The 19,587-nt window shown below is 48.8% G+C and carries 18 protein-coding genes; 7 read left to right on the forward strand and 11 right to left on the reverse strand.

Annotated features, from left to right (window positions below):
• The first annotated feature begins 6 nt into the window (after window positions 1-6).
• Genes tssB through tssH form a run of 7 tightly spaced genes read left to right on the forward strand, consistent with a single transcriptional unit; the run spans window position 7 to window position 9,712 of the window.
• Window positions 7-525 carry a type VI secretion system contractile sheath small subunit gene (tssB, locus tag Q1L85_RS01525; protein WP_300424412.1) on the forward strand — a complete coding sequence of 173 codons (519 nt, stop codon included), beginning with the start codon at window positions 7-9 and terminating at the stop codon, window positions 523-525.
• A complete protein-coding gene (tssC, locus tag Q1L85_RS01530) occupies window positions 525-2,009 on the forward strand; it encodes a type VI secretion system contractile sheath large subunit (RefSeq protein ID WP_300424414.1) in 1,485 nt (494 codons plus the stop codon). Before tssB ends, tssC (Q1L85_RS01530) begins: the two co-directional genes overlap by 1 nt.
• Before the next feature lie 56 nt (window positions 2,010-2,065).
• Complete coding sequence (gene tssC / locus Q1L85_RS01535; RefSeq protein WP_300432081.1) at window positions 2,066-3,580, forward strand: type VI secretion system contractile sheath large subunit; 1,515 nt, start codon at window positions 2,066-2,068, stop codon at window positions 3,578-3,580.
• A 1-nt stretch (window position 3,581) separates the two neighbouring features.
• Window positions 3,582-4,061 (forward strand): type VI secretion system baseplate subunit TssE, encoded by a 480-nt coding sequence (tssE, locus tag Q1L85_RS01540; protein ID WP_300424418.1) that lies wholly within the window; start codon window positions 3,582-3,584, stop codon window positions 4,059-4,061.
• Between the two features lie 2 nt (window positions 4,062-4,063).
• A complete protein-coding gene (gene tssF / locus Q1L85_RS01545) occupies window positions 4,064-5,893 on the forward strand; it encodes a type VI secretion system baseplate subunit TssF (protein ID WP_300424420.1) in 1,830 nt (609 codons plus the stop codon).
• A complete protein-coding gene (gene tssG / locus Q1L85_RS01550) occupies window positions 5,857-6,999 on the forward strand; it encodes a type VI secretion system baseplate subunit TssG (protein ID WP_300424423.1) in 1,143 nt (380 codons plus the stop codon). Before tssF ends, tssG begins: the two co-directional genes overlap by 37 nt.
• A 52-nt stretch (window positions 7,000-7,051) precedes the next feature.
• On the forward strand, window positions 7,052-9,712 hold the full coding sequence (tssH, locus tag Q1L85_RS01555; protein ID WP_300424426.1) for a type VI secretion system ATPase TssH: 2,661 nt from the start codon (window positions 7,052-7,054) through the stop codon (window positions 9,710-9,712).
• A 135-nt stretch (window positions 9,713-9,847) separates the two neighbouring features.
• Here tssH and Q1L85_RS01560 read toward each other — a convergent pair whose 3' ends face one another.
• The 11 genes from Q1L85_RS01560 to Q1L85_RS01610 all read right to left on the reverse strand — a co-directional run bounded on the left by Q1L85_RS01560 (window position 9,848) and on the right by Q1L85_RS01610 (window position 19,486).
• Window positions 9,848-10,897: a hypothetical protein gene (locus Q1L85_RS01560; RefSeq protein WP_300424428.1), complete on the reverse strand. Its 1,050-nt coding sequence runs from the start codon at window positions 10,895-10,897 to the stop codon at window positions 9,848-9,850.
• Window positions 10,898-10,964: 67 nt separating this feature from the next.
• Window positions 10,965-11,855: a hypothetical protein gene (locus tag Q1L85_RS01565; protein WP_300424430.1), complete on the reverse strand. Its 891-nt coding sequence runs from the start codon at window positions 11,853-11,855 to the stop codon at window positions 10,965-10,967.
• A gap of 11 nt (window positions 11,856-11,866) precedes the next feature.
• A complete protein-coding gene (locus Q1L85_RS01570; RefSeq protein ID WP_300424431.1) occupies window positions 11,867-12,103 on the reverse strand; it encodes a hypothetical protein in 237 nt (78 codons plus the stop codon).
• Window positions 12,104-12,150: 47 nt separating this feature from the next.
• Entirely contained in the window at window positions 12,151-12,918 is a 768-nt protein-coding gene (locus Q1L85_RS01575; RefSeq protein ID WP_300424432.1) for a hypothetical protein, read from the reverse strand.
• A gap of 3 nt (window positions 12,919-12,921) precedes the next feature.
• Window positions 12,922-13,656, reverse strand: a complete 735-nt coding sequence (locus tag Q1L85_RS01580) for a hypothetical protein (protein ID WP_300424433.1) — start codon at window positions 13,654-13,656, stop codon at window positions 12,922-12,924.
• A gap of 2 nt (window positions 13,657-13,658) precedes the next feature.
• The gene (locus Q1L85_RS01585) at window positions 13,659-14,996 is read right to left on the reverse strand and encodes a hypothetical protein (protein WP_300424435.1); all 1,338 of its coding nucleotides are present in this window, start codon (window positions 14,994-14,996) and stop codon (window positions 13,659-13,661) included.
• A 39-nt stretch (window positions 14,997-15,035) separates the two neighbouring features.
• On the reverse strand, window positions 15,036-16,199 hold the full coding sequence (locus Q1L85_RS01590; RefSeq protein WP_300424437.1) for a lipase family protein: 1,164 nt from the start codon (window positions 16,197-16,199) through the stop codon (window positions 15,036-15,038).
• Between the two features lie 15 nt (window positions 16,200-16,214).
• Window positions 16,215-16,625 carry a DUF6795 domain-containing protein gene (locus tag Q1L85_RS01595; RefSeq protein WP_300432086.1) on the reverse strand — a complete coding sequence of 137 codons (411 nt, stop codon included), beginning with the start codon at window positions 16,623-16,625 and terminating at the stop codon, window positions 16,215-16,217.
• A gap of 79 nt (window positions 16,626-16,704) precedes the next feature.
• Entirely contained in the window at window positions 16,705-16,998 is a 294-nt protein-coding gene (locus Q1L85_RS01600; RefSeq protein WP_307726789.1) for a PAAR domain-containing protein, read from the reverse strand.
• A gap of 2 nt (window positions 16,999-17,000) precedes the next feature.
• The gene (locus tag Q1L85_RS01605) at window positions 17,001-17,585 is read right to left on the reverse strand and encodes a hypothetical protein (RefSeq protein WP_300424440.1); all 585 of its coding nucleotides are present in this window, start codon (window positions 17,583-17,585) and stop codon (window positions 17,001-17,003) included.
• Between the two features lie 14 nt (window positions 17,586-17,599).
• Window positions 17,600-19,486 (reverse strand): type VI secretion system Vgr family protein, encoded by a 1,887-nt coding sequence (locus tag Q1L85_RS01610; RefSeq protein ID WP_300424442.1) that lies wholly within the window; start codon window positions 19,484-19,486, stop codon window positions 17,600-17,602.
• Window positions 19,487-19,587 lie beyond the last annotated feature (101 nt).

A 19,587-nucleotide genomic window follows, 5' to 3' on the forward strand; every position in this document is an offset into this window, starting at 1 on the left:
TTACTTATGTCCGATAGTATCCACAATAAACTGAAGCGGGTCCGTAAGCCTCGCGTACACATCACTTATGATGTAGAAACCAATGGCGCTGAAGTTAAGAAAGAACTGCCTTTCGTAACTGGTGTAATGGGCGACTACTCTGGTGACAATGCTGAGAACCGTAAAGCGCTTAAAGAGCGTAAGTTCGTACAGATTGATCGCGATAACTTCAACGAAGTGATGGGCAAGGTTAATCCTAAGCTGAACCTGCAGGTAGAAAACACGCTGGCAGGCGACGGCAGTAAAATGGCAGTGGATCTCGACTTCCGTAAGATGGATGACTTCTCGCCAGAAGCGATCGTTGATCAGGTTGATCCACTGAAAAAACTGCTGGATGCGCGTAACAAACTGCGCGATCTGCTGAGCAAGGCAGACCGCTCTGAAGAACTGGAAAATGTTCTCGAAGAAATTCTGAAAAATACCGACAACGTTACTGAAATCTCTCAGCAGCTTGGTCTGGGCGAAAGCAAAGAAGGAGCTGAATAATGAGCACCGAATTAGAGAATTCAGTAAGCGCAGAAGCGGAAGAACAATCGGTCAGTCTGCTTGAGCAGGCGATCACTTACACCAAGCAGACAGAGCGTAGCGAAACAGAAGATCTGCTCGCTAACCTGACTGAACAGGTTCTTAAAGGGACTGTGACCTGGGACCGTAACCTGACCAACACCATCAAGCAGGCGATCAGCGCGATTGACGAAGCAATGTCAAAGCAGCTGACAGCGATTCTGCATGAAGAAAAATTCCAGAAGCTGGAAGGCTCCTGGCGCGGTCTGAACCATCTGGTAATGAACAGCGAAACTGGTTCTACTCTGAAAATCCGTATGCTCAACCTGAGCAAGCGTGAACTCTTCCGTGACCTGGATAAGGCGGTAGAATTCGACCAGAGCCAGACCTTCAAGAAAATTTATGAAGAAGAGTTCGGTACCGCAGGTGGTGAGCCTTATGGCTGCATGATTGGTGACTTTGAATTCACGAACCATCCGGAAGATATTGAGCTGCTGAGCAAAATGTCTAACGTTGCTGCCGCGGGCTTCTGTCCGTTCATCTCTGCAGCAGGTTCTGAAATGTTCGGCTTCGATGACTTTACCGAGCTTTCTAAGCCACGTGATCTGGGCAGTATTTTTGAGTCTCAGGAATACATCAAATGGCGCAGCTTCCGTGACAGCGAAGATTCTCGTTTCGTCACTCTGGTTATGCCGCGCGTACTGGCACGTACTCCTTACGGTGCAGCGTCTAAGCCGGTTGAAAGCTTCAATTTTGAAGAGTTCGATCAGGATGAGTCTGGCATGTCTAAAGCCGCAGAACACGATGATTACTGCTGGATGAACGCGTCTTACGTGATGGGTACGACTCTTACCCGTGCGTTCGCTGAAAACTCGTGGTGTACTGCAATCCGTGGTGCGGAAGGTGGTCGCGTAGACAACCTGCCGACTCACATCTTCAAGAGCGACGATGGCGACACTGACCAGAAGTGCCCGACCGAAGTGGGTATTACTGACCGTCGTGAAGCTGAACTCTCGAATCAGGGCTTCCTGCCACTGTGCCACTATAAGAATACTGATTACTCTGTGTTCTTCGGTGCGCAGTCTACTCAGAAGCAGAAGATGTTTGACGACCCGGATGCGACAGCTAACGCCTCTATCTCTGCACGTCTGCCATACCTGATGGCGACTTCGCGTATTGCCCATTACCTGAAAGTGATGGCGCGCGATAAAGTGGGCTCATTTATGCAGGCAGAAAACTGCGAGCGTTGGCTGAACCAGTGGATTGCTCAGTACACCAACGGCAACCCTGATGCCTCTGCTGAAATGAAAGCAAAATACCCACTGGCTGAAGCCCGTGTTGAGGTGAAGGAAATCCCAGGTCAGCCTGGCGCATACAGCGCGGTTGCTTACCTGAAGCCGTGGCTGCAGATGGAAGAGCTGACAACTTCCCTGCGCATGGTTGCAAATATTCCTCAGCCTAAGTAACAGGCTCCGGGGGCGTTATCGCCCCCGGCTTCTTCTTTGCTCTCAAGGGATCAGTCGTGCTGAACACTTCAGCAGGCATGAAGGCAGTACCAGAGAATCAAATACCGGATTCCCGGTCTGATCAACTGCCGCTTACTGGCGTCGCCTCGTTTTTACGTGAGGAGGATGACGTACAGGCATTCCGAATCTGGGCCGATCACCTGGCACCTTCCCGAAATTATGAACACCTGACGGTACGTCGTTGGCTTGATCAGCAGATCGCTGCCATTGACGAATTGATTAACGAACAGATTAACGAAGTACTGCACGACAGTCGTTTTCAGGCGCTGGAAAGTTCCTGGCGCGGAGTCTGGTTTCTCGTTGATGCAGTCGTTAACAATGAAAACACGCACATCCGTTTACTGGACGTGAGTTGGAAAGACCTGTCCCGGGATATGGAACGTGCGCCGGATTTTGATCAGAGCGGTTTGTTTCACCTGATCTACAACGAAGAATTCGGCACCCCGGGTGGTGAACCATTCAGTATTTTGCTTGGCGATTATTATGTCGCTCACAAGCCATACGATGGTCATCGCTTCGACGATGTTTTCACTCTGCAAGGAATCAGCAGGGCGGCCGCTGCGGCTTTCTGCCCCTTTGTCTGCAGTGCAGCTCCGCAGCTTTTTGGACTCGATAATTTCGATACACTTGGTTTGCACATCAATATTGATGAAGTGTTCAGGTCGTCGGAATATGTGCGCTGGCGCTCGATGCGTGAACACGATGACAGTCGTTTTCTTGCGTTGACTATGCCGCAGGTTCTGATGCGCGAGCCTTATAAAGAAAACCGCCGGTCTCGTTCAGGCTTACGCTTTATAGAGCAGGTTGGTGGCCGTGATAACAGTCGTTATCTATGGGGCAACGCCTGTTTCGCCCTTGGCACCGTGCTTATCCGAGAGTTTTCAGAAGTGGGCTGGTTCAGTCATATTCGCGGTGTGCCCCGTGATCACTACGGTGGCGGTTTAGTGACACAGTTTCCGACACCGGCGTACCGCACCGATTCTTCGCGGGCGATGGTGAAAATGTCGACCTCAGTCACGATTACCGATCAACTTGAACGAGAGCTGAGTGATTACGGGCTGATGGCTTTGTGTCACTGTTTTCAGACACCCTATGCGGTCTTTAATAACTGCCCGTCTGTGCAGATACCCAAGGTTTACAGCAGCAAGTCTGCGACTGCTAATGCCCGTATCAGCTCGATGTTGCAGCAGATTCTCTGCGGCTCCCGCGTTGCTCAGTACATCAAAGTGATTGTGCGGGACAAAATCGGGTCGTATACCACCGCCGAATCCTGCGAGCGCTACCTGCAGAACTGGTTGGATCAGTACACTACCGGGCGTGATGATCTGTCCTGGGAAATGATGGCACGGTACCCGCTGCGTGAAGCGCGTGTCGTGGTAGACGAAGAGCCAGGGAAGCCTGGGTATTATTCAAGTCTGGTACATCTTAAGACTCATTATTCGGTCGACCACCTGGTCTCCGAACTCAAGCTGACAACGTCGCTCAGCCAGATAGATATAGGGAAGGTGTAAGATGCCAGAGCGTAAAGAAAAGCCGCTTATTCCTCCCTTGCTTGATCGTTTTCTGGATCAGAATAAGTCGACCGATTTTCGCCAGAGTCATCATATTGTGCGCTGTTTACGAGAGAGTATCCGCCGCGATCTGGAGCATTTGTTTAATACACGTTATTGCTGTATTTCACCGCCGGAAGCTTACGAGCACCTGGACGACTCGGTTCTCAATTATGGCCTGCCGGATCTGTCGACAATCAATATGACCTCCTTCGACAGTCGTAATGATTTCTGTCGCCGTATTGAAAAGGCGGTGCTTAGATTTGAACCTCGTATCCGTTCGGTAAAGGTGAAAACGGATACCAAGCTGGATAACGAAGATCCAACAATCCGGTTCCGGGTTGAGGCTTCACTGAATGTGAACCCACTACAGGAATTAATTATTTTTGAATCTGCATTGAATCCCGTAAATCAGACGGTCAATGTTTCGGAGATTTTCTGATTATGAGTGACAGGCTTCTTTATCATTACGAAAAAGAACTGGCGTTTATCAAACAGTCCGCCAGCGATTTTGCCCGTCAGCACCCCTCAGTTGCTGAAAGCCTGAAGCTGGGTAGTGATTCTGTTGATGATCCGTTGGTTGCTCGTCTGCTCTCGGGTTTTGCCTTTCTGAATGCGCGCATTCAGCAGAAACTGAGCGATGATTTTCCGGAACTGACGGATGCCATGCTGGAGACCTTGTATCCACATTATCTGCGTCCGATTCCTTCCATGTCTGTGGTTCAGTTTTCTCCGCTTGACGATCTCGACGGGCCGGTGGACATTCCTTCGGGTATTCAGATTGATACCGATGCGGGTGATCAGGAATGCCGGTTTACTACGTCGTATCCGGTTGAGCTGTTACCGCTCAGAGTCGACAGTGCGCAGTTGATGCCCCGCCCGTTTGTCGCGCCAGGCAGCTTTGATATCCAGGGCGCTGCAGCGGTGCTTAAAATTTCATTCCGCACCCTGAGTGACGATCTGAACGCCAGTGAGATGGATCTCTCTAAAATACGTTTGTTCCTGAAAGGGCAGGCTCAGCACGTTCATCCGCTCTATGATCTGATACTGACCAAGTGCTTTAAAGTCGTGGTGGCAAACGGTGAGAGTGACGTCAGCCCGGTATTCCTGAACTCAGATTGTCTTGAGCAGGTTGGTTTTGGCATTGATGAAGGTATTCTGCCATACCCGCCGACGGCATTTATGGGCTATCGCCTGCTGACAGAGTTCTTCGCGTTCCAGGAAAAATTCCAGTTTATCGATCTGACTCAACTGGATGTCGCGCTGAATGACTCCTATTCGAACACAGTTAATGTGTACCTGTACCTGCGTGAAAGCGATGCCGAACTTGAGCATCAGGTGAACGCCGGAATGTTTGCGCTCGGTTGTACGCCGGCGGTGAATATTTTTGAGACAACAGCAGACCCGGTGGCGCTGACCCATACAGAGTCCCGATATCCAGTGGTTCCGGATTCACGGCGACGTGAAGGCCTTGAGGTCTACAGCATCACCCAGGTAGGTGCTACCGACAACGATGGTAAGTACACAACCTACCGACCTTTCTATGGCATGAATCACAGCCGGAATAGCGAGAAGCGTCCGGCGTTCTGGCTCACACACCGTCGCGAAGTCATGGAAGGTGATCACAGAAACGAGCTGGCATCAGAAGTTGATGTGAGCCTGGTGGATATGTCATTCAGCCCGTATCAGATCAGTAATCAGACTCTGGAAATGGACCTGCTGTGTACGAACCGGAATTTACCCAGAAAACTTCCAACCGGGCAGGGGCGGCCGTATTTTCAGGTCGTGGATGATGAATATCCGACAGAACGTATTTCCTGTGCGGTGGTCCCTACGGCAACCATACGCCCACCTCTGCGGGAGCGGGGTTACTGGCGCCTGATATCGCATCTTAACCTTAACCATCTGTCGCTCAGTCAGGGCGGTGGCTCTGTTGAGGCTCTGAAAGAAATTCTGCGTCTTTACGATTTTCGCGATTCGGCCAGCACTCGCAATATGATTGATGCGGTGATGGAAATTCATACCAAGCCGGTGACGGCGCCTATTTCTGTGGATGGGATGGTATCGCTGTGTCGTGGTACACAGATTGAACTGGTGCTGGATCCGGTGATGTTGGCGGGCACCAGCCCTCTGATATTTGCCAGCGTCATGGAACGTTTTTTCGGTCTGTACGGGTCGATAAATTCATTTACCAAACTGATTGTCCGCCTGAGCGGAAAAGATGGGGAGTTTAAGCGATGGCCACCGCGCGCCGGCGAAAAAGCCTTAATCTGATCGATCAGTTACAGTCTGAGCCGCAACGTTTCGATTTCTTTCAGGCGGTCAGGTTGTTAGAAACGGCTGCGACCCTGTATCCGGACAGTGATGAGGTGGTCGCAGATGGTCGTCTCGCAGGTCTGGCGCGCCCCGATCAGGAGTCGGTGCACTTCACTGCGCGTACCAGTCTGGCCTTTAACGGCTCAGACGTGACTAAGGTGTCTCAGAAGCGTATTCACAGTCACGACTCGGAAGAAAATCCGGCGCTGCAATGGCAGATGGAAGTCGCCATGATGGGACTGTCAGGTAGTCAGGGGGTAATGCCTTTCTATCTCAGCGAAGTCGTTATCGCCGAGTTACGTCAGAAAAACCGGGCGTTGAAAGACTATCTGGATCTGTTTAATCACCGCACAATTTCCATGTTTTATGAAGCATGGCACAAGTATCAGATGGCGCCCGAGTATGAGCGGGCCCAGCGGGCTGACAGCGAAAAGAAAGATTTATTTACCGATGCGTTGCTTTCGTTATCTGGATTGGGTTTTCCTGAGTTACGTTATCGCAGCAATATGCCGGATGAACCGGTTGCGCAGTTTGCAGGCCATTTCGGCCGCACCATCTGTTCTGCAGAATCACTGCGCAGCAGTATTGCGGGTATGTTCGGCCTTGAGATCGAAATAGAACAGTTTAATGGCTCCTGGTATGACCTGCCTGAAGATGCACGTTGCCGGATGCCAGATGAAGATCATCCTCACGGCGTGAATAACTGCCTGGGTGTTAACACGGTAATGGGTTCTCGCTGTTATCAGGCGCAGAGCAAATTTACCGTGATTGCTATTCCTCATTCTGAGGAAGAATTCCGGGCCCTGGCACCCGGATCGAAAATGCTGGAAGAACTGAAGGCATTTATCCGCATGAGTGCGGGAGCAGAGCAGGATTTCGATCTGGAAATCCGTCTTTGTGATAAGTATTTTTCGATGGACAATATTTTTGATCCGACGAAATCAGAGCCGTTGCTCGGTTGGAATACCTATATGAATCCGGAGTTGATTGACGGTGATGAACTGTCAGTACGACTTTCGCAACATGTTCCTGTGCCTGACGATGCATTGCCGTTAGCACATTAAATTCCGGTACGCCGGACTGAAAAGTATCAGCGATTGAAAAGGAAACTTCCCAATGATTAACATCAATCTGAAATCACTGGTCGACAAAATGTCGCCCTACATGCGTGATTCGCTGGAAGGTGCAGCCGGGCTTTGTCTTGCTCACAGCCAGTACAATGTCGAACTGGAACACTGGCTGCTCAAGCTGCTGGATATCTCTGATACCGACTTTGTCACTCTGTTAGAAAAGCATGATGTGAACCCGGGCAATGTTGCCAAGCAACTGGCGAATACTATTGCCCGTTTCCGTTCTGGCAGCAGCCGTCCAGCGGCACTGGCGCCAACCATTGTAGAAGCGGCTAAGAATGCCTGGATGCTTGCTTCTGTCGATTACGGCCAGCCAGTGGTCAGCTCCGGACACTTGCTTGCGGCTCTGTTGCTGGAAGACAGCACCCGCCGTCAGTTACTTGAAAGCTGCCCGGAATTAAAGAGCATCGCGCCGGAGTCTATCCGTGAAACGGCACGTGCTATTTTCGGCACCACAGGCGAAACCGACTCTCTGATCCGTGGGGATGAGTCAGGTGCCGAGGTTGCAGGCAATGGCCCGGTAACAGCCTCGAAAACACCAGCACTGGATAAGTACACCGTCAACCTCACTGAGCGTGCTCAGAATGGGCAGATTGACCCGGTACTGGGGCGTGACGAAGAGATCCGTCAGTGTATCGATATTCTTACCCGCCGCCGTCAGAATAACCCGATCATGACCGGTGAAGCCGGCGTGGGTAAAACCGCAGTCGTTGAAGGCTTTGCTCTGCGTATCGCTCAGGGCGATGTACCTGACCCTCTGAAAGGCGTCGCGGTTCGTACTCTCGACCTTGGTCTTCTTCAGGCTGGTGCGAGCGTCAAAGGCGAATTCGAAAATCGTCTTAAGTCGGTCATTGAAGAGGTACGTGCCTCTGTAACGCCAATCATCCTGTTTATCGACGAAGCGCACACTATGATCGGTGCCGGTGGTAAAGAAGGTCAGGGCGATGCCGCCAATCTCCTGAAGCCTGCTCTGGCCCGCGGCGAGCTACGTACTATTGCAGCGACTACCTGGGCCGAATATAAAAAATACTTTGAACGTGACCCTGCTCTGACCCGTCGTTTCCAGGTGGTGAAGGTGGAAGAGCCTTCGGAAGACAAAGCCATCGACATGATGCGTGGTATTGCAGAATCGCTGCAGAAACACCACAAAGTACGCATTCTTGATGAAGCTATCGTTGCCTCTGTAAAACTGTCTCACCGATATATTCCAGGCCGTCAGTTGCCAGATAAATCTGTCAGCCTGCTTGATACTGCCTGTGCTCGTGTGGCATTGAGTCAGTCATCCACACCGGGTGCCATCGAAGACGCTCAACGTCGTATTCAACGTGCTGACACCACTATTGGAAAGCTTGAGCGGGAGGCTGCCGCTACCGGCGAGCATACCGAGCGTCTGGAGGCACTGTACGCTGAGAAACAGGAAGCAGAAACACTGCTTACCACGCTGAAAGAACAGTACGAAAAAGAGAGTGCACTGATCAGCCAGATTCGCGAATGCCGCGATAAGATTGATCAGAACTTCCTGGCCGCAGAGGGCGACAAATTGTCTGAAGCAGACAGTGATGCACTGAAAGCTAACCTGAAGGCTCTGACTGCTGAACTGGCTGGCATTCAGGGGGAAAGCCCACTGATGCAGGCTAACGTTGATGAGCAGGCCATTGCGGAAGTCATCGCAAACTGGACGGGTATTCCGGTAGGCAAAATGATGAGTGATCAGATCAGTGCCGTGCAGACACTGGCCGATCGTCTGGGTCAACGCGTGATCGGGCAGCCACATGCGCTTGAAGCCGTGGCACAGGTCATCCGTACTTCCCGTGCAGGCCTGACGGATCCACGCAAGCCGATGGGTGTCTTCCTGTTCTGTGGTACCTCGGGCGTGGGTAAAACCGAAACTGCACTGGCGGTGGCTGATGAGTTATTTGGTGGTGAGCAGAACATCACAACCATCAACATGTCTGAGTTTAAGGAAGAGCACAAAGTCTCCATGCTGCTCGGCTCGCCTCCGGGCTATGTCGGCTACGGTGAAGGTGGCGTACTGACTGAAGCTGCTCGTCGTAAACCTTATTCCGTGATCCTGCTGGACGAGATGGAGAAAGCACACCCAGGGGTGCAGGACATCTTCTACAACCTGTTCGATAAAGGCACGATCAAAGATGGTGAAGGTCGCGATATCGACTTCAAAAACACCATCATCATCATGACCTCGAACGCCGGTGAAGACGCCATCCGCGCCATCTTCAACCAGGTGGAAGAGAAACCAGAGCCTGAAGTACTGCTCGACAATATCCGTCCGTATCTGCTCCAACACTTCAAACCAGCATTCATGGGCCGTGCGAACACCATCGCCTACTATCCGCTGGATGATGAGAACCTGATGAAGATCGCAGCGATCAACATGCGTCGTATTGAAAAGCGCCTGACCGAGAAATACGGAGCAGAGTTCAGCTACGACGAAGACGTGCTTATCAACATCGTGGCTCGTTGTCAGGAATCAGATACCGGAGCACGTAACATCGAAACCATTCTTAACCGTACTGTGTTGCCAGCACTGGCATCTGAGTGTCTGGCTAAGATGGCTGAAGGTGAAGAAGTCACGAAAGTGCACATCGGAGCCACCGAAGACGGTGACTTCACTTACCAGGTGAGTTGATTATCTGGTAGGAATTGAAACGGGGCAAAAGCCCCGTTTTTTTTGTATTGGTCAATGTATATCTTGAGATTAACTTTATGAGGATGATTGATTTCGGATTATGACTGCTGTTTATAGCGGAATATATTCTATGAACTATTCAACCGGTAGTAGAGGGCTTGTCGAATTCGTATCTTTTTCACCGCTCTGATTTGCGTCGAAGTAACGGTAGATTATATTTCCTCTTGGTATGCTTCCAGGTAGCGGGCGAGGATTTATCTTCGATTCAATGAAACTCGAAACGTCACCCTTATCGGCTCTATGATCTGACTTTATAGGGCTTTTTGTGTCGGTATATTCTCGAGCACTCCACATATAAAGGACGTGCTTTGCCAGCTCGATGTAGTCTGGAGAGGCTTCAATAACGGGCATGTCTGAGGAATCTTTGCTGTTCCAGGTCTTTAACTCACTAGCTTCTGGAGGAAGATCTAATTCTACGGAGTCCATAATTTTATCGATCAGGGAGGTGAAGTTAGTAAGAGGCACTCTATCCTCGATCCGATAGGGATTTCCGGCATTTATTGCGGAACGAGAGATCAGAAATTGAAATGATATGTACACATCATGAGAAAGAGGTGTATAGAATGTGATAATAGTTTTGCCATTTACTAATGGCTGAGCTTCACAATATAACCATCGGGTATTACCCTTATCCACCCATTGGCTATTTATTGGGGCGAGATAATTAGGCCATTTTATGTCAGTCAGGTCATACGGGTCGTCGAATCGGGCCTTATGGTGTTTTGAAATAAATGAAGAATCATGCTCTTTTATGATGGCATTGGCCATCTCTTCTGGCGAGTATAGGGTGCAGTTAATGGCTGGATTTATCAATCGGCTGGCTGTTATGAAAAACCGAATACCCCCACAATATCCCTGTAGAACAGGAAGCCCTCGATATTTCCAGGAATTTGAATAGATTATTGTGCTATGTCTATTTTCGTATTCCTCAAGATATTTCTGAGCAATCAGGTTGAAATCTGGCAGCGGAAAGTGATCATCTTCGCAAGCCCAATTCCGGTCTGGAAATGGTGGGGAGGATGGTGGTACTTTAAATTTTAGAGTCGCTATTGACAGATCTTTGACGACGATTTGTGCCTTTGACCAGTCAGGCCCCTTTGGATTTTTTTCACTTCCAAAAATCATGATAGTACCTTGGAAATCTTCCTGCTAAGTTCAAGTGCGAATCTGCACTTTTTTGAAACTTATGGTGTCATATGACTGGAGTCGATGCGCGCTTGCCAACGAAATTTTCATAAATTTCAATGTTCGAGTTTTTAAGGTCATCTCTTTTGTTGCTAACGCCTCTGCCACTCCAGGCCATTAAAACCTCAGGTGCCAATTTCAGATCTTCTGGTTTTGGACTTAGTGTTGGCAGATCGTATTTATGATCGTTATTTACGCTAACTTTTATCGATTTGATTATATTTTTAACCAACTTCGAAAACTCTGAGATATCGACTATGGATTCGGTTGTGTATGCGTTTGAAGACTTTGGTGTCGACCTTACGATAGTGAATGAAACCTCAATGTAAGTGTCGTGACCTATTGGGGTGCTAATTATTACATTTGTAGGACCGTCAACCAGAGGCTGAGAATCATAGTATAGCCAGTTTCGGCTATTGACTCTTATTGTTTTACAATTCAGTGGACATAGATAACTCGGCCATTCGTCAGAATTTATCTGAAATGAATCGACGTTGGGCTTTGGGTGCTTATTTCCGAGAAATGAGTTGCATATTTCGCTATTAATTACTCTTTCAAAAACATCCTTGGTATAGATGCTCTCATTCACTGGAAGATCATTACACTTAACGAGTTCCACAAACATATTTACGTGGCCTTGATAAGATCTAAGTAAACCAGTAGTCGTGTACTTCCATGAACTTGAGTGGATGATCAGTGCAGAAACATCGCCGCGTTGCTGTATATCTTGGCTATAAACTAAATCAAAATTATGGGGAATAGTATCTGGCTCCATTTCCCAACCTCTATCAGGAAAGGGCGGATTCGACTTCGGAGCCTGAAACGATATGTTTCCGAGTTCAAAGTACTTTGTGAAATTATTTAGATCTTTCCACTTGGGACCTCGTAATGATTTCATGGTCATCTTGTTCACGATATAAGCTTATGAATCTTCTTGCCAGCTTCTATGTATGGCTGGTCTTTTGTATGGAAGCCCTCATTTAATGAAGGTACCGAGTTTATAGCAATATTGGGAGCTTTGGTTGCTATTGCAGCCGCAGAAAGTAAAGTTACAGCTAAACCGCCTGAAATACCATTTGTGACGACGGCTGCGCCAATTGGAGGGGTAACGCATACCCAGATAAAACCTACGATGGTATCAACCATACTACTCACAACATCGCTGAAAATTTTACTGCTACATGTCAATAGTTCTAAGTGGATATGCCCATTGGACTACGATGGTTAATATCGAGCCTGATTGAATTGATAATCGCATTCGCTTCCATAGATGCAGATCGGATAATATCTTCTTTCTTAGCCTCGGAGGCCTGCCTTACAAGTTTGATAAGAAAGTTAAACGAGATCATCGTATCTTCTGATGCGGCAATGTAGAAGAGCAAGCGATCGGGTGACGGATTGTGTGCATATATAGGTCGGCCGCCAACATCGATAACATGTACGTGTGGATCGATGACCGGAGTGACTTCATCGTCTGTATCTTCGAAATCTATCCGGTACATGCCATCGATTTCAGTAATTGCAACTTTTGCTAAAGTAGACGTTGACTCTCGACATTGGTTGATTACCCAAGCCTTTGTATTCTCGGGCACCATCAAGTGTTGAGGGGGACAGTCCCTGAGGTTTCTGGTCAACGCTGATGCACTGAAAACCAGTTCCGCTGCGGGTTTCCGTAACCAACCTTCAGGAAGAAGGTAACAAGCACGCCTTAAAAAGGTCTGACTGAAATAAAGAGGATCTCCATCTTCAGGATCGGGGCTATAGTCAATAGCGCTTAAAGGATTAATATACGGTCGCTCATCTATATGAGTGTATCCGTGTAGATCAGCCTTTAAGGGGGCATTGCCTTTGGGGCAATAGAAACTCAGTTTTGTTTTTAACAAGTAGATTTCGAAGAGTTCTTTGTCTCGTTCACTTACTTTGAATAAGCTTCTTGTATAGAGGCCCAGATTCCCTGTCACTCGTTATACCTCTGCTTCTGCCTTATCTCGTAGCGACTTCTGTGAGAGGCGGAGTACACAACGATCCATAAAGTCATTCATGGTCTGGTGGGTAACTTCTTCAAGATTATGCTCGGGGCTGTAGTACTTATAGCCAGAGTGGCGCTGCAAGCTGAAGTCGACAAGTAAGTAGTGATTTTTACTGACGGGCGCGACAAAGAGGTATTCAGGCTCTTCATGATGGTACTCAGATTTTGCCACCAACCAACGCGTAGAGTTGAATTCTTTATATTGAAAATCTTCACTTTTGACCGGATATACGTGATCCGCAGATCCCAGACTACCTAGCTTGGCTCCCGTATTGTTGCAAGCCCAGAACTCATTGCAAAGCTTAAGTATTGAAATCTCAAGATCGGACTGATCGAAAAAATTCAGTTCGGGATGAAATTGCTCAGGGAAGTGCATTAATGTGATTGTTAGTACAGTACTGCCAATAGAACTTGCTCTGTATCCCTTATGAGACCACCCTCGTTCGTATATGCGCAATGCATACACGTTTCCTTCTGATTCATAGAAATTTCTTAAATTGTAAATATCAGAATCTTCAGGGAATGCTGATATCGGATACATCGCAGTATGTTTTACGTCAGGCATTGCCAGAATGTTCGAAGACAGGTCGACCACAACATCCCTGAATCGTTTAATGTCCGGGCGGGAAAGGTCTGAGTCCGAGCCAAAGAGGCTTTTCAGGATATTCATTATTAACTCTTCAGCTTCATCTTTATGACATCGTAAAAGGTCTTGGCGAGGCTACCTGAGGCTTTCTCGGCGGTCAGGTTGAGCTCTGCTACTGTCATGTGGGGATTGAGATGAGGGTTGAAAGCCTCGTTCGTGAGCCCGTTAGCACTGATGTTACGTGCCATATGAGCAGTCTGGATCCCTTTATGCATTGATAGTATGCCGCCAATAGCCAATGCTGCGATCCCAAAACCTGTGGCGGGTAAAGTTAACGCGACTCCGCCAATTCCCATTGTTGCTACACCGGATACACTCGATGCCATGTTCACTAAGTCCTGGCGTCTTTCTCTGTGAAGCAGTATACCCTCGTCTCTATGACCCATAGCCTCTAGTTGCTGTTTCAGGCTGTCGCCAGACATAAGTTGAGTTTCACGGCTCTTCTGGTCATGAGGGTGAATTTTCATAACATTGCTATGCAACTGAATATTTGTTGACCTTATTGCAGGTAGAACATCAGCTACTGGCGAAGTAGGGGCCATGAATATAACCGTATGATTGCTTAAATTCGTCTGCTTTATACCAGAAATCGCTTTATGAAATACGTCGATACCTGATCCGTGGATAACCCACGAAACTTCCTTTTCCTCTTTTGCTGCTTTCTTTAATACGTGTTGCAGTCTTGCTGATGCAATCTCCAGAGTGGTCGTTTTCTGAGCAGGTGTTTTCCACCTTGTTGCACCCTTCTGAAGGTAGGGAGGATTATAGAACATTGAGTAGTTATTTATTTTTTCGCGCGCATCTTTATTGGAATAAGCATTTACGAGCATAGGAGGGATGATATTTTCGGAAGCTTGTTTTAAATTTTCACATAGTCCATTAACGGCTGCATAGCTTCTCTTTACTTCAAGATTGCAGGTCGTTCCTGATCGCCACGATCCATCTGCGTTCCGCTCAATATCATAAACCCCAGGTTTGGAATCTCTCGAAAAATCAGCAAGATCAACATCTGTGATGTAGACACCGGGAGCCTTTGCTTCATCGCTTGCATACTGAAAGATCTTATACTTTATCTTTGCTCTTCCGATGATGCCCATATGTTCTTTTGGATTAGCAACGTTGGTAAAGGAATCTATACCACCGGCTGTAGCACGAAGTTGTTTGATTCGTGAGAATGCCTCGTCAAGATCTGCCTGGCTATCAAATCCGGAGAATTTACGGATAAGATCAGATTTTATGAAAATGGCACGCCCCACGCGGCCATCGGTATCCTTATCCAGTAAAACATATTGGTTACCCGCTTTTTGTATTCCTTTGCTGAAGCCGGCATTTTTTGCTGCATTGTTAAGTGTCGCGCTATTCATATCGTTCCTTGAGAATAAAATTACATGTTTATCTGGTTATCAGCTCACAACCTGAGCTGCTTTCCTGACCAGCTCAGACACATTGTGATGCAGTCGGGTGAAGATCATCCTAATGAACGACACACTCAGGGTCGCGGTTTCTGACACGACTATGCCTAATGCCCGCGCCATACGGATAATCAGGCGCATCACCCAATACCCGAGATCCTTGGTGAAGTCGTACGCTTTGTGCATCAGGTAGGCCAGCCGGTCGAGAATAGTGAAGGTTGTCGTGCCTACTCCTACCAGTACTGCGACTCCCGCATGTATGATTTTCTTCACAACCCACATTAAGGCCGCGTCCAGTACGCGTGCAGTGTTAAGGCAGAGTGATACCGGACCATCGGATTTCAGCCAGTTCTCAACTGACTTTTCCAGCAGCTCTGGCGGACGCAAGGCTTTCAGGGTTGGCCACTCCAGGCTTGCGGTACTACCACCAGAAACGGAACTAATATAGTTCTCCATCTTGTGATATTCCCAGGGCAGTAGCGCTAATCCGGAGTTGAGAAGGTAATCTGTTCCCGTGTCTGGGACATGGGTGAAGGGCCAGGTTGGCACCATAGGGACTGGATCTGTCTTATGGTATACGCGATATACGTTGTCCGCGGTTACCCGATTCGTCAGATCGCTAGCGAAGTATGGAAAGCCTACACGCGGTGAGCCAAAGGTGTACAGTTTGACTGGTACTGAGGTATTGCTATTCAGCCAATCGGCAGCAAGGGTTGCGAGCGCGCCCCCGAGGCTGTGTCCTATGCAATGGACGACCTGAATTTTGTTGCGCTTAGCCAATTCTGTCTGAAACGCCTTCAGCTGCGGCAGAAAAGACTCAAATGTGTACTGGAACCCCTGATGGACCTGACCGCCAGAGTTTGAGCGTGTTATCCCGGCATTAAGATCGGTTAACGCATCGAAGCCACTAGCCGTGCCTTTCAGTATAACGAATGCCTGATTTTCGTACTGTTTGATCCCGAAAGCACATGCACCCATGATGTGACTGGATTTGAGAACGATGAAGGCTCCGGTTTTTCCTTTGAGCTCCTCTTCAACTTCAAACCTGTCTTTATGCTCGAACAACACAATTTTACGTGTGATATCGTCTTTCAGACGGTAAGCGTCCTGAGCGAGTGTGGCGGCGAATCGTGCATCCAGAGTTCCAGTACTCATACTCGGTTCCTCTAATTATTTTTCTTCCCAGGTGCAGTTGGTCAAAATCAACGAGCTGGCGGTCCTGTGTGTACGCAGTTCGTCACTAAGCTCACAGTTGAGGTTCAGTGGACGACCATCCAGTTCGGAATTTTCTTCAGCATTCATTTTCCCATTCGCCCAGATCTCATAGGATTCACCCTGGTATTCAACAATGATCTGTTGGGATATTACGATCTCGACGGGCAGAAATTTTTTTACTGATTTTTCGTAGTTTGCAGGGAAAGTGAATTCACCGTTACCGTCTGTATTCGTCGATTCAGTGATTGGGTCTTTCCACTTGGTAGTTCGTGTAACAGTTGCTCCGATCGCCGGACTCCCGTTTAAGGTGACTTTCGCCTTTACCGGTGAAAATGTGCATATTTTTCCTGCATCAAATAAAGACATAGCGTGTCCCGTTGGCGTTATAAGGAGTGAAATTAATAGGGTGGCGGAGAGGTGTCTGATCATATTCTTAATCGACCATTCACCCGCCCACCAACACTGTCGGGCAACCAAGCACGATCTTTCCTCCGTGCGCTGTGGAGTCCCCCATGCGGGCCGCTGGCTTATTACTCAGTAAAACGGTCGTGCTACCCATTGCTACCGAATCAGGTGGGCCGACACAAACACACATACTTCCTGCGGTTGCCGCTGGTAAGTTGCCAATTAATACGGTCGGTGCGCCGGGAGATACTATCGGGCCACCAACGTGGGGTACCGGGCCGGAGGACATCGGACAGACGTGCATATCAGTAATGCGTGAAGCGGGTTTACCCATGATCAGGCTCCTTCTACCATACCGTTTCCGCCGCGGGCGAGGTCGAGCCCTTGTGCGAGAAAGAGTTCGTAGCAATCTTCGAGATTTTCTGGGTCAATACTGGCAGCGGCAAGAGCGATGCTGCCAGCAACTGCGTGAGCATAGAGATACGGTGGTGGTGGCACTTCTGGCTCACCGGCTGGAGTCATGCTGCCAGTGCACCAGCTGGCAGCCGTTGCTGCCCAGCTCGCGGCTGTTTTGTACTGAGTTTTTTCGCCCAGTTCTTTGCAGCGCATGCGGTGATCTTCTGTTGGCTTTCTGGCCCAGGTTTCAGTGGCCAGTAAGGCATTGATGTTGTTTTCATCAGCGTCTGGCTTCTGTGCTTTACGAGCTGCAAGGCAAGCCCACCAGACGGCTTCGCGTTTGGGCAGGCCGTGGGCGAGTAACTTGATGGCATCTTGGTAATATCCTGCGGCCATCAGTTTTTCAATGCTGATCTGAGGTGCCGTGTCCGGAATCACCACGTCTTCAGCTTCAGGTTCTGTCAGCTCAAATTCTTTCAGTAATTCGGCGGCTGTCAGTGCTTCTATTTTGATCAGTTGGCTCATGTTACTGCTACCAGTCAGTTGATCTTAGTCAGTGCGCCTTTCACGGTGAGAATCCCGCCGGCGGATACTTCGCCCATTGCACTTGCCTTGGCTTTCACCATAGTGCCTTTGATCTGAATTCCGCTCTGGTCAATTTTAATGCTGTTTGCACCGACCTTGAGTTCGATTGAATTCTTAGAGGTAATCTTAATCGCGCCCATAGCATCGATGGTTGATGTACCTTTACTGATCTTCAGGCTGTGGTTGCCACTATTGATTTTGGTTGCCTGATTACCCTTGGCGACGGTCAGGGTGTCGTTACCCTTACTGATGGTCGCTGTCCTGTTCTGTTCTACCGTCAGGGTCTGGTCATTTTCTACGGTGCCGGTCTGGTCGTTGTGAACGAGCCAGTTGTGGTCTTTTCCGGCTTCCATATATATTTCTTCGCTGCCACCCTTGTCATCGAAGCGGAGTTCATTGAAATTGCCGCCTTTGATCATGGTTTTCCAGCCGCTCTGAGTTGCGGTGTAATTCGGACCTTCATTTGTTCCGTTATAGAGAGCTCCGGTAACAATCGGACGATCAGGGTCGCCGTTTATGTAGCTAACCACGACTTCCTGAAATACTCTTGGGACAAAATTGGCCCCCCAGCCTTTTCCAGCGAATTGTTGTACTACGCGGATCCAGCAGGAATTCTGTTCGGTGTTCCAGGGAAAGGTAACTTTTACCTGGGTCAGTTTGTCGTCTGAACTGTCGCTGCCAGTGGCTTTTACTTCGGCAACAGTTGCCAACTGAGGGGTCGTGATCATCCGGCGCTCGCCTTGGAACGACGGCCGTACCATAGTTTCTGAAGGTACTGCAGAAAAACGGTTGGAGAAGTGTGTATCTTCACCGTTACCATCGCGCGCAACGATGCTGAGCTGGGTCACGATGTGCTTTCCACACTCGCTTTTTATTGGATGATCCGTCTCGAATCGTCCGCCTGCGGTCAGAGTGATGACATTGCTGGTGCCCTGTGCAACGTCGTGACCGCCCTCAATGGACTCCATGGCCCGGCTTGCAATCGCTTTGTTGTACTGATCACTTAGCCGATGCTGTTTATTGCCATCGTCCTCCATGTGGTACCGACCAAAGGCTTCCAGCACAGTTCCAGAGATTTTATTGAGCTCTGATTTTGTTTTAACAACCTGCTTGTTGTCTTTGGTGGTCGTAAATTCGGAGTAATCTCGGAAGTCGACCGAGCCTGTATGGTAGTTGTATGTGCGCTGCCAGCTGTGAATCGAGTTCTCGGCAGGCTGAACGCCACCTCCGTCGTATTCAATTTTCGTGCTTTCGGCGTCAAAGAAGTCCTGCGCATCGCCAGCAAAGACGAGTTTATGCTCTCCGTCTTTGTGGGTGAAATAATAAGCGACACCCTCTTCAGCAAGTAGGCGGGAAATGAACTCGAAGTCAGTCTCTTCATACTGAACGCAGTATTCGCGCTTTACGAAGGGGCCTGATGCTTTAAAGTCGCTTTTGATCGCAGCGCCATAGTCAGCGAGGACATTGTTGATGATATCTTTTGAGGTTTGATTTTCGAAGATCCGGTTTTTCGCACCCAGAGTCGTGAACCAGAGCCCAGGTACAACTTCGATACGATAGCGGCGCAGGCCTTCGTCATTGATATCCAGCATGGCCAGATGATTGATGTAGCCATGGATAAATCGTTTATTCGGATTTTTGTCAGACAGAATGCTGATAGTGACGTCTTTCGCAAGGAGATCTTTCTGGCTGATGTCATGGTTATCCGAGAGAAGATCCAGGGTATACCTGAATAGATCCGATACCCTCTCTTCACCAGTGAGTTCACTGACGATCATGGCGTCTTTGCCAATGGGGGTTTCGATCTGAATAAGACGTTTGTTCTGGCTGAGTACCGTCATGCTATATCACCACCGCGCTTGTGATGGGTAGCGTAATGATGGGGGCTACGCTTCCGCTTGCGTTAGAAATTCCTTGATAAAAAGGGTGGTCAATTGCTGAC

This window comes from uncultured Thalassolituus sp. (assembly GCF_950066645.1).
In the GTDB taxonomy this organism is placed as follows: Bacteria; Pseudomonadota; Gammaproteobacteria; order Pseudomonadales; family Oceanobacteraceae; genus Thalassolituus.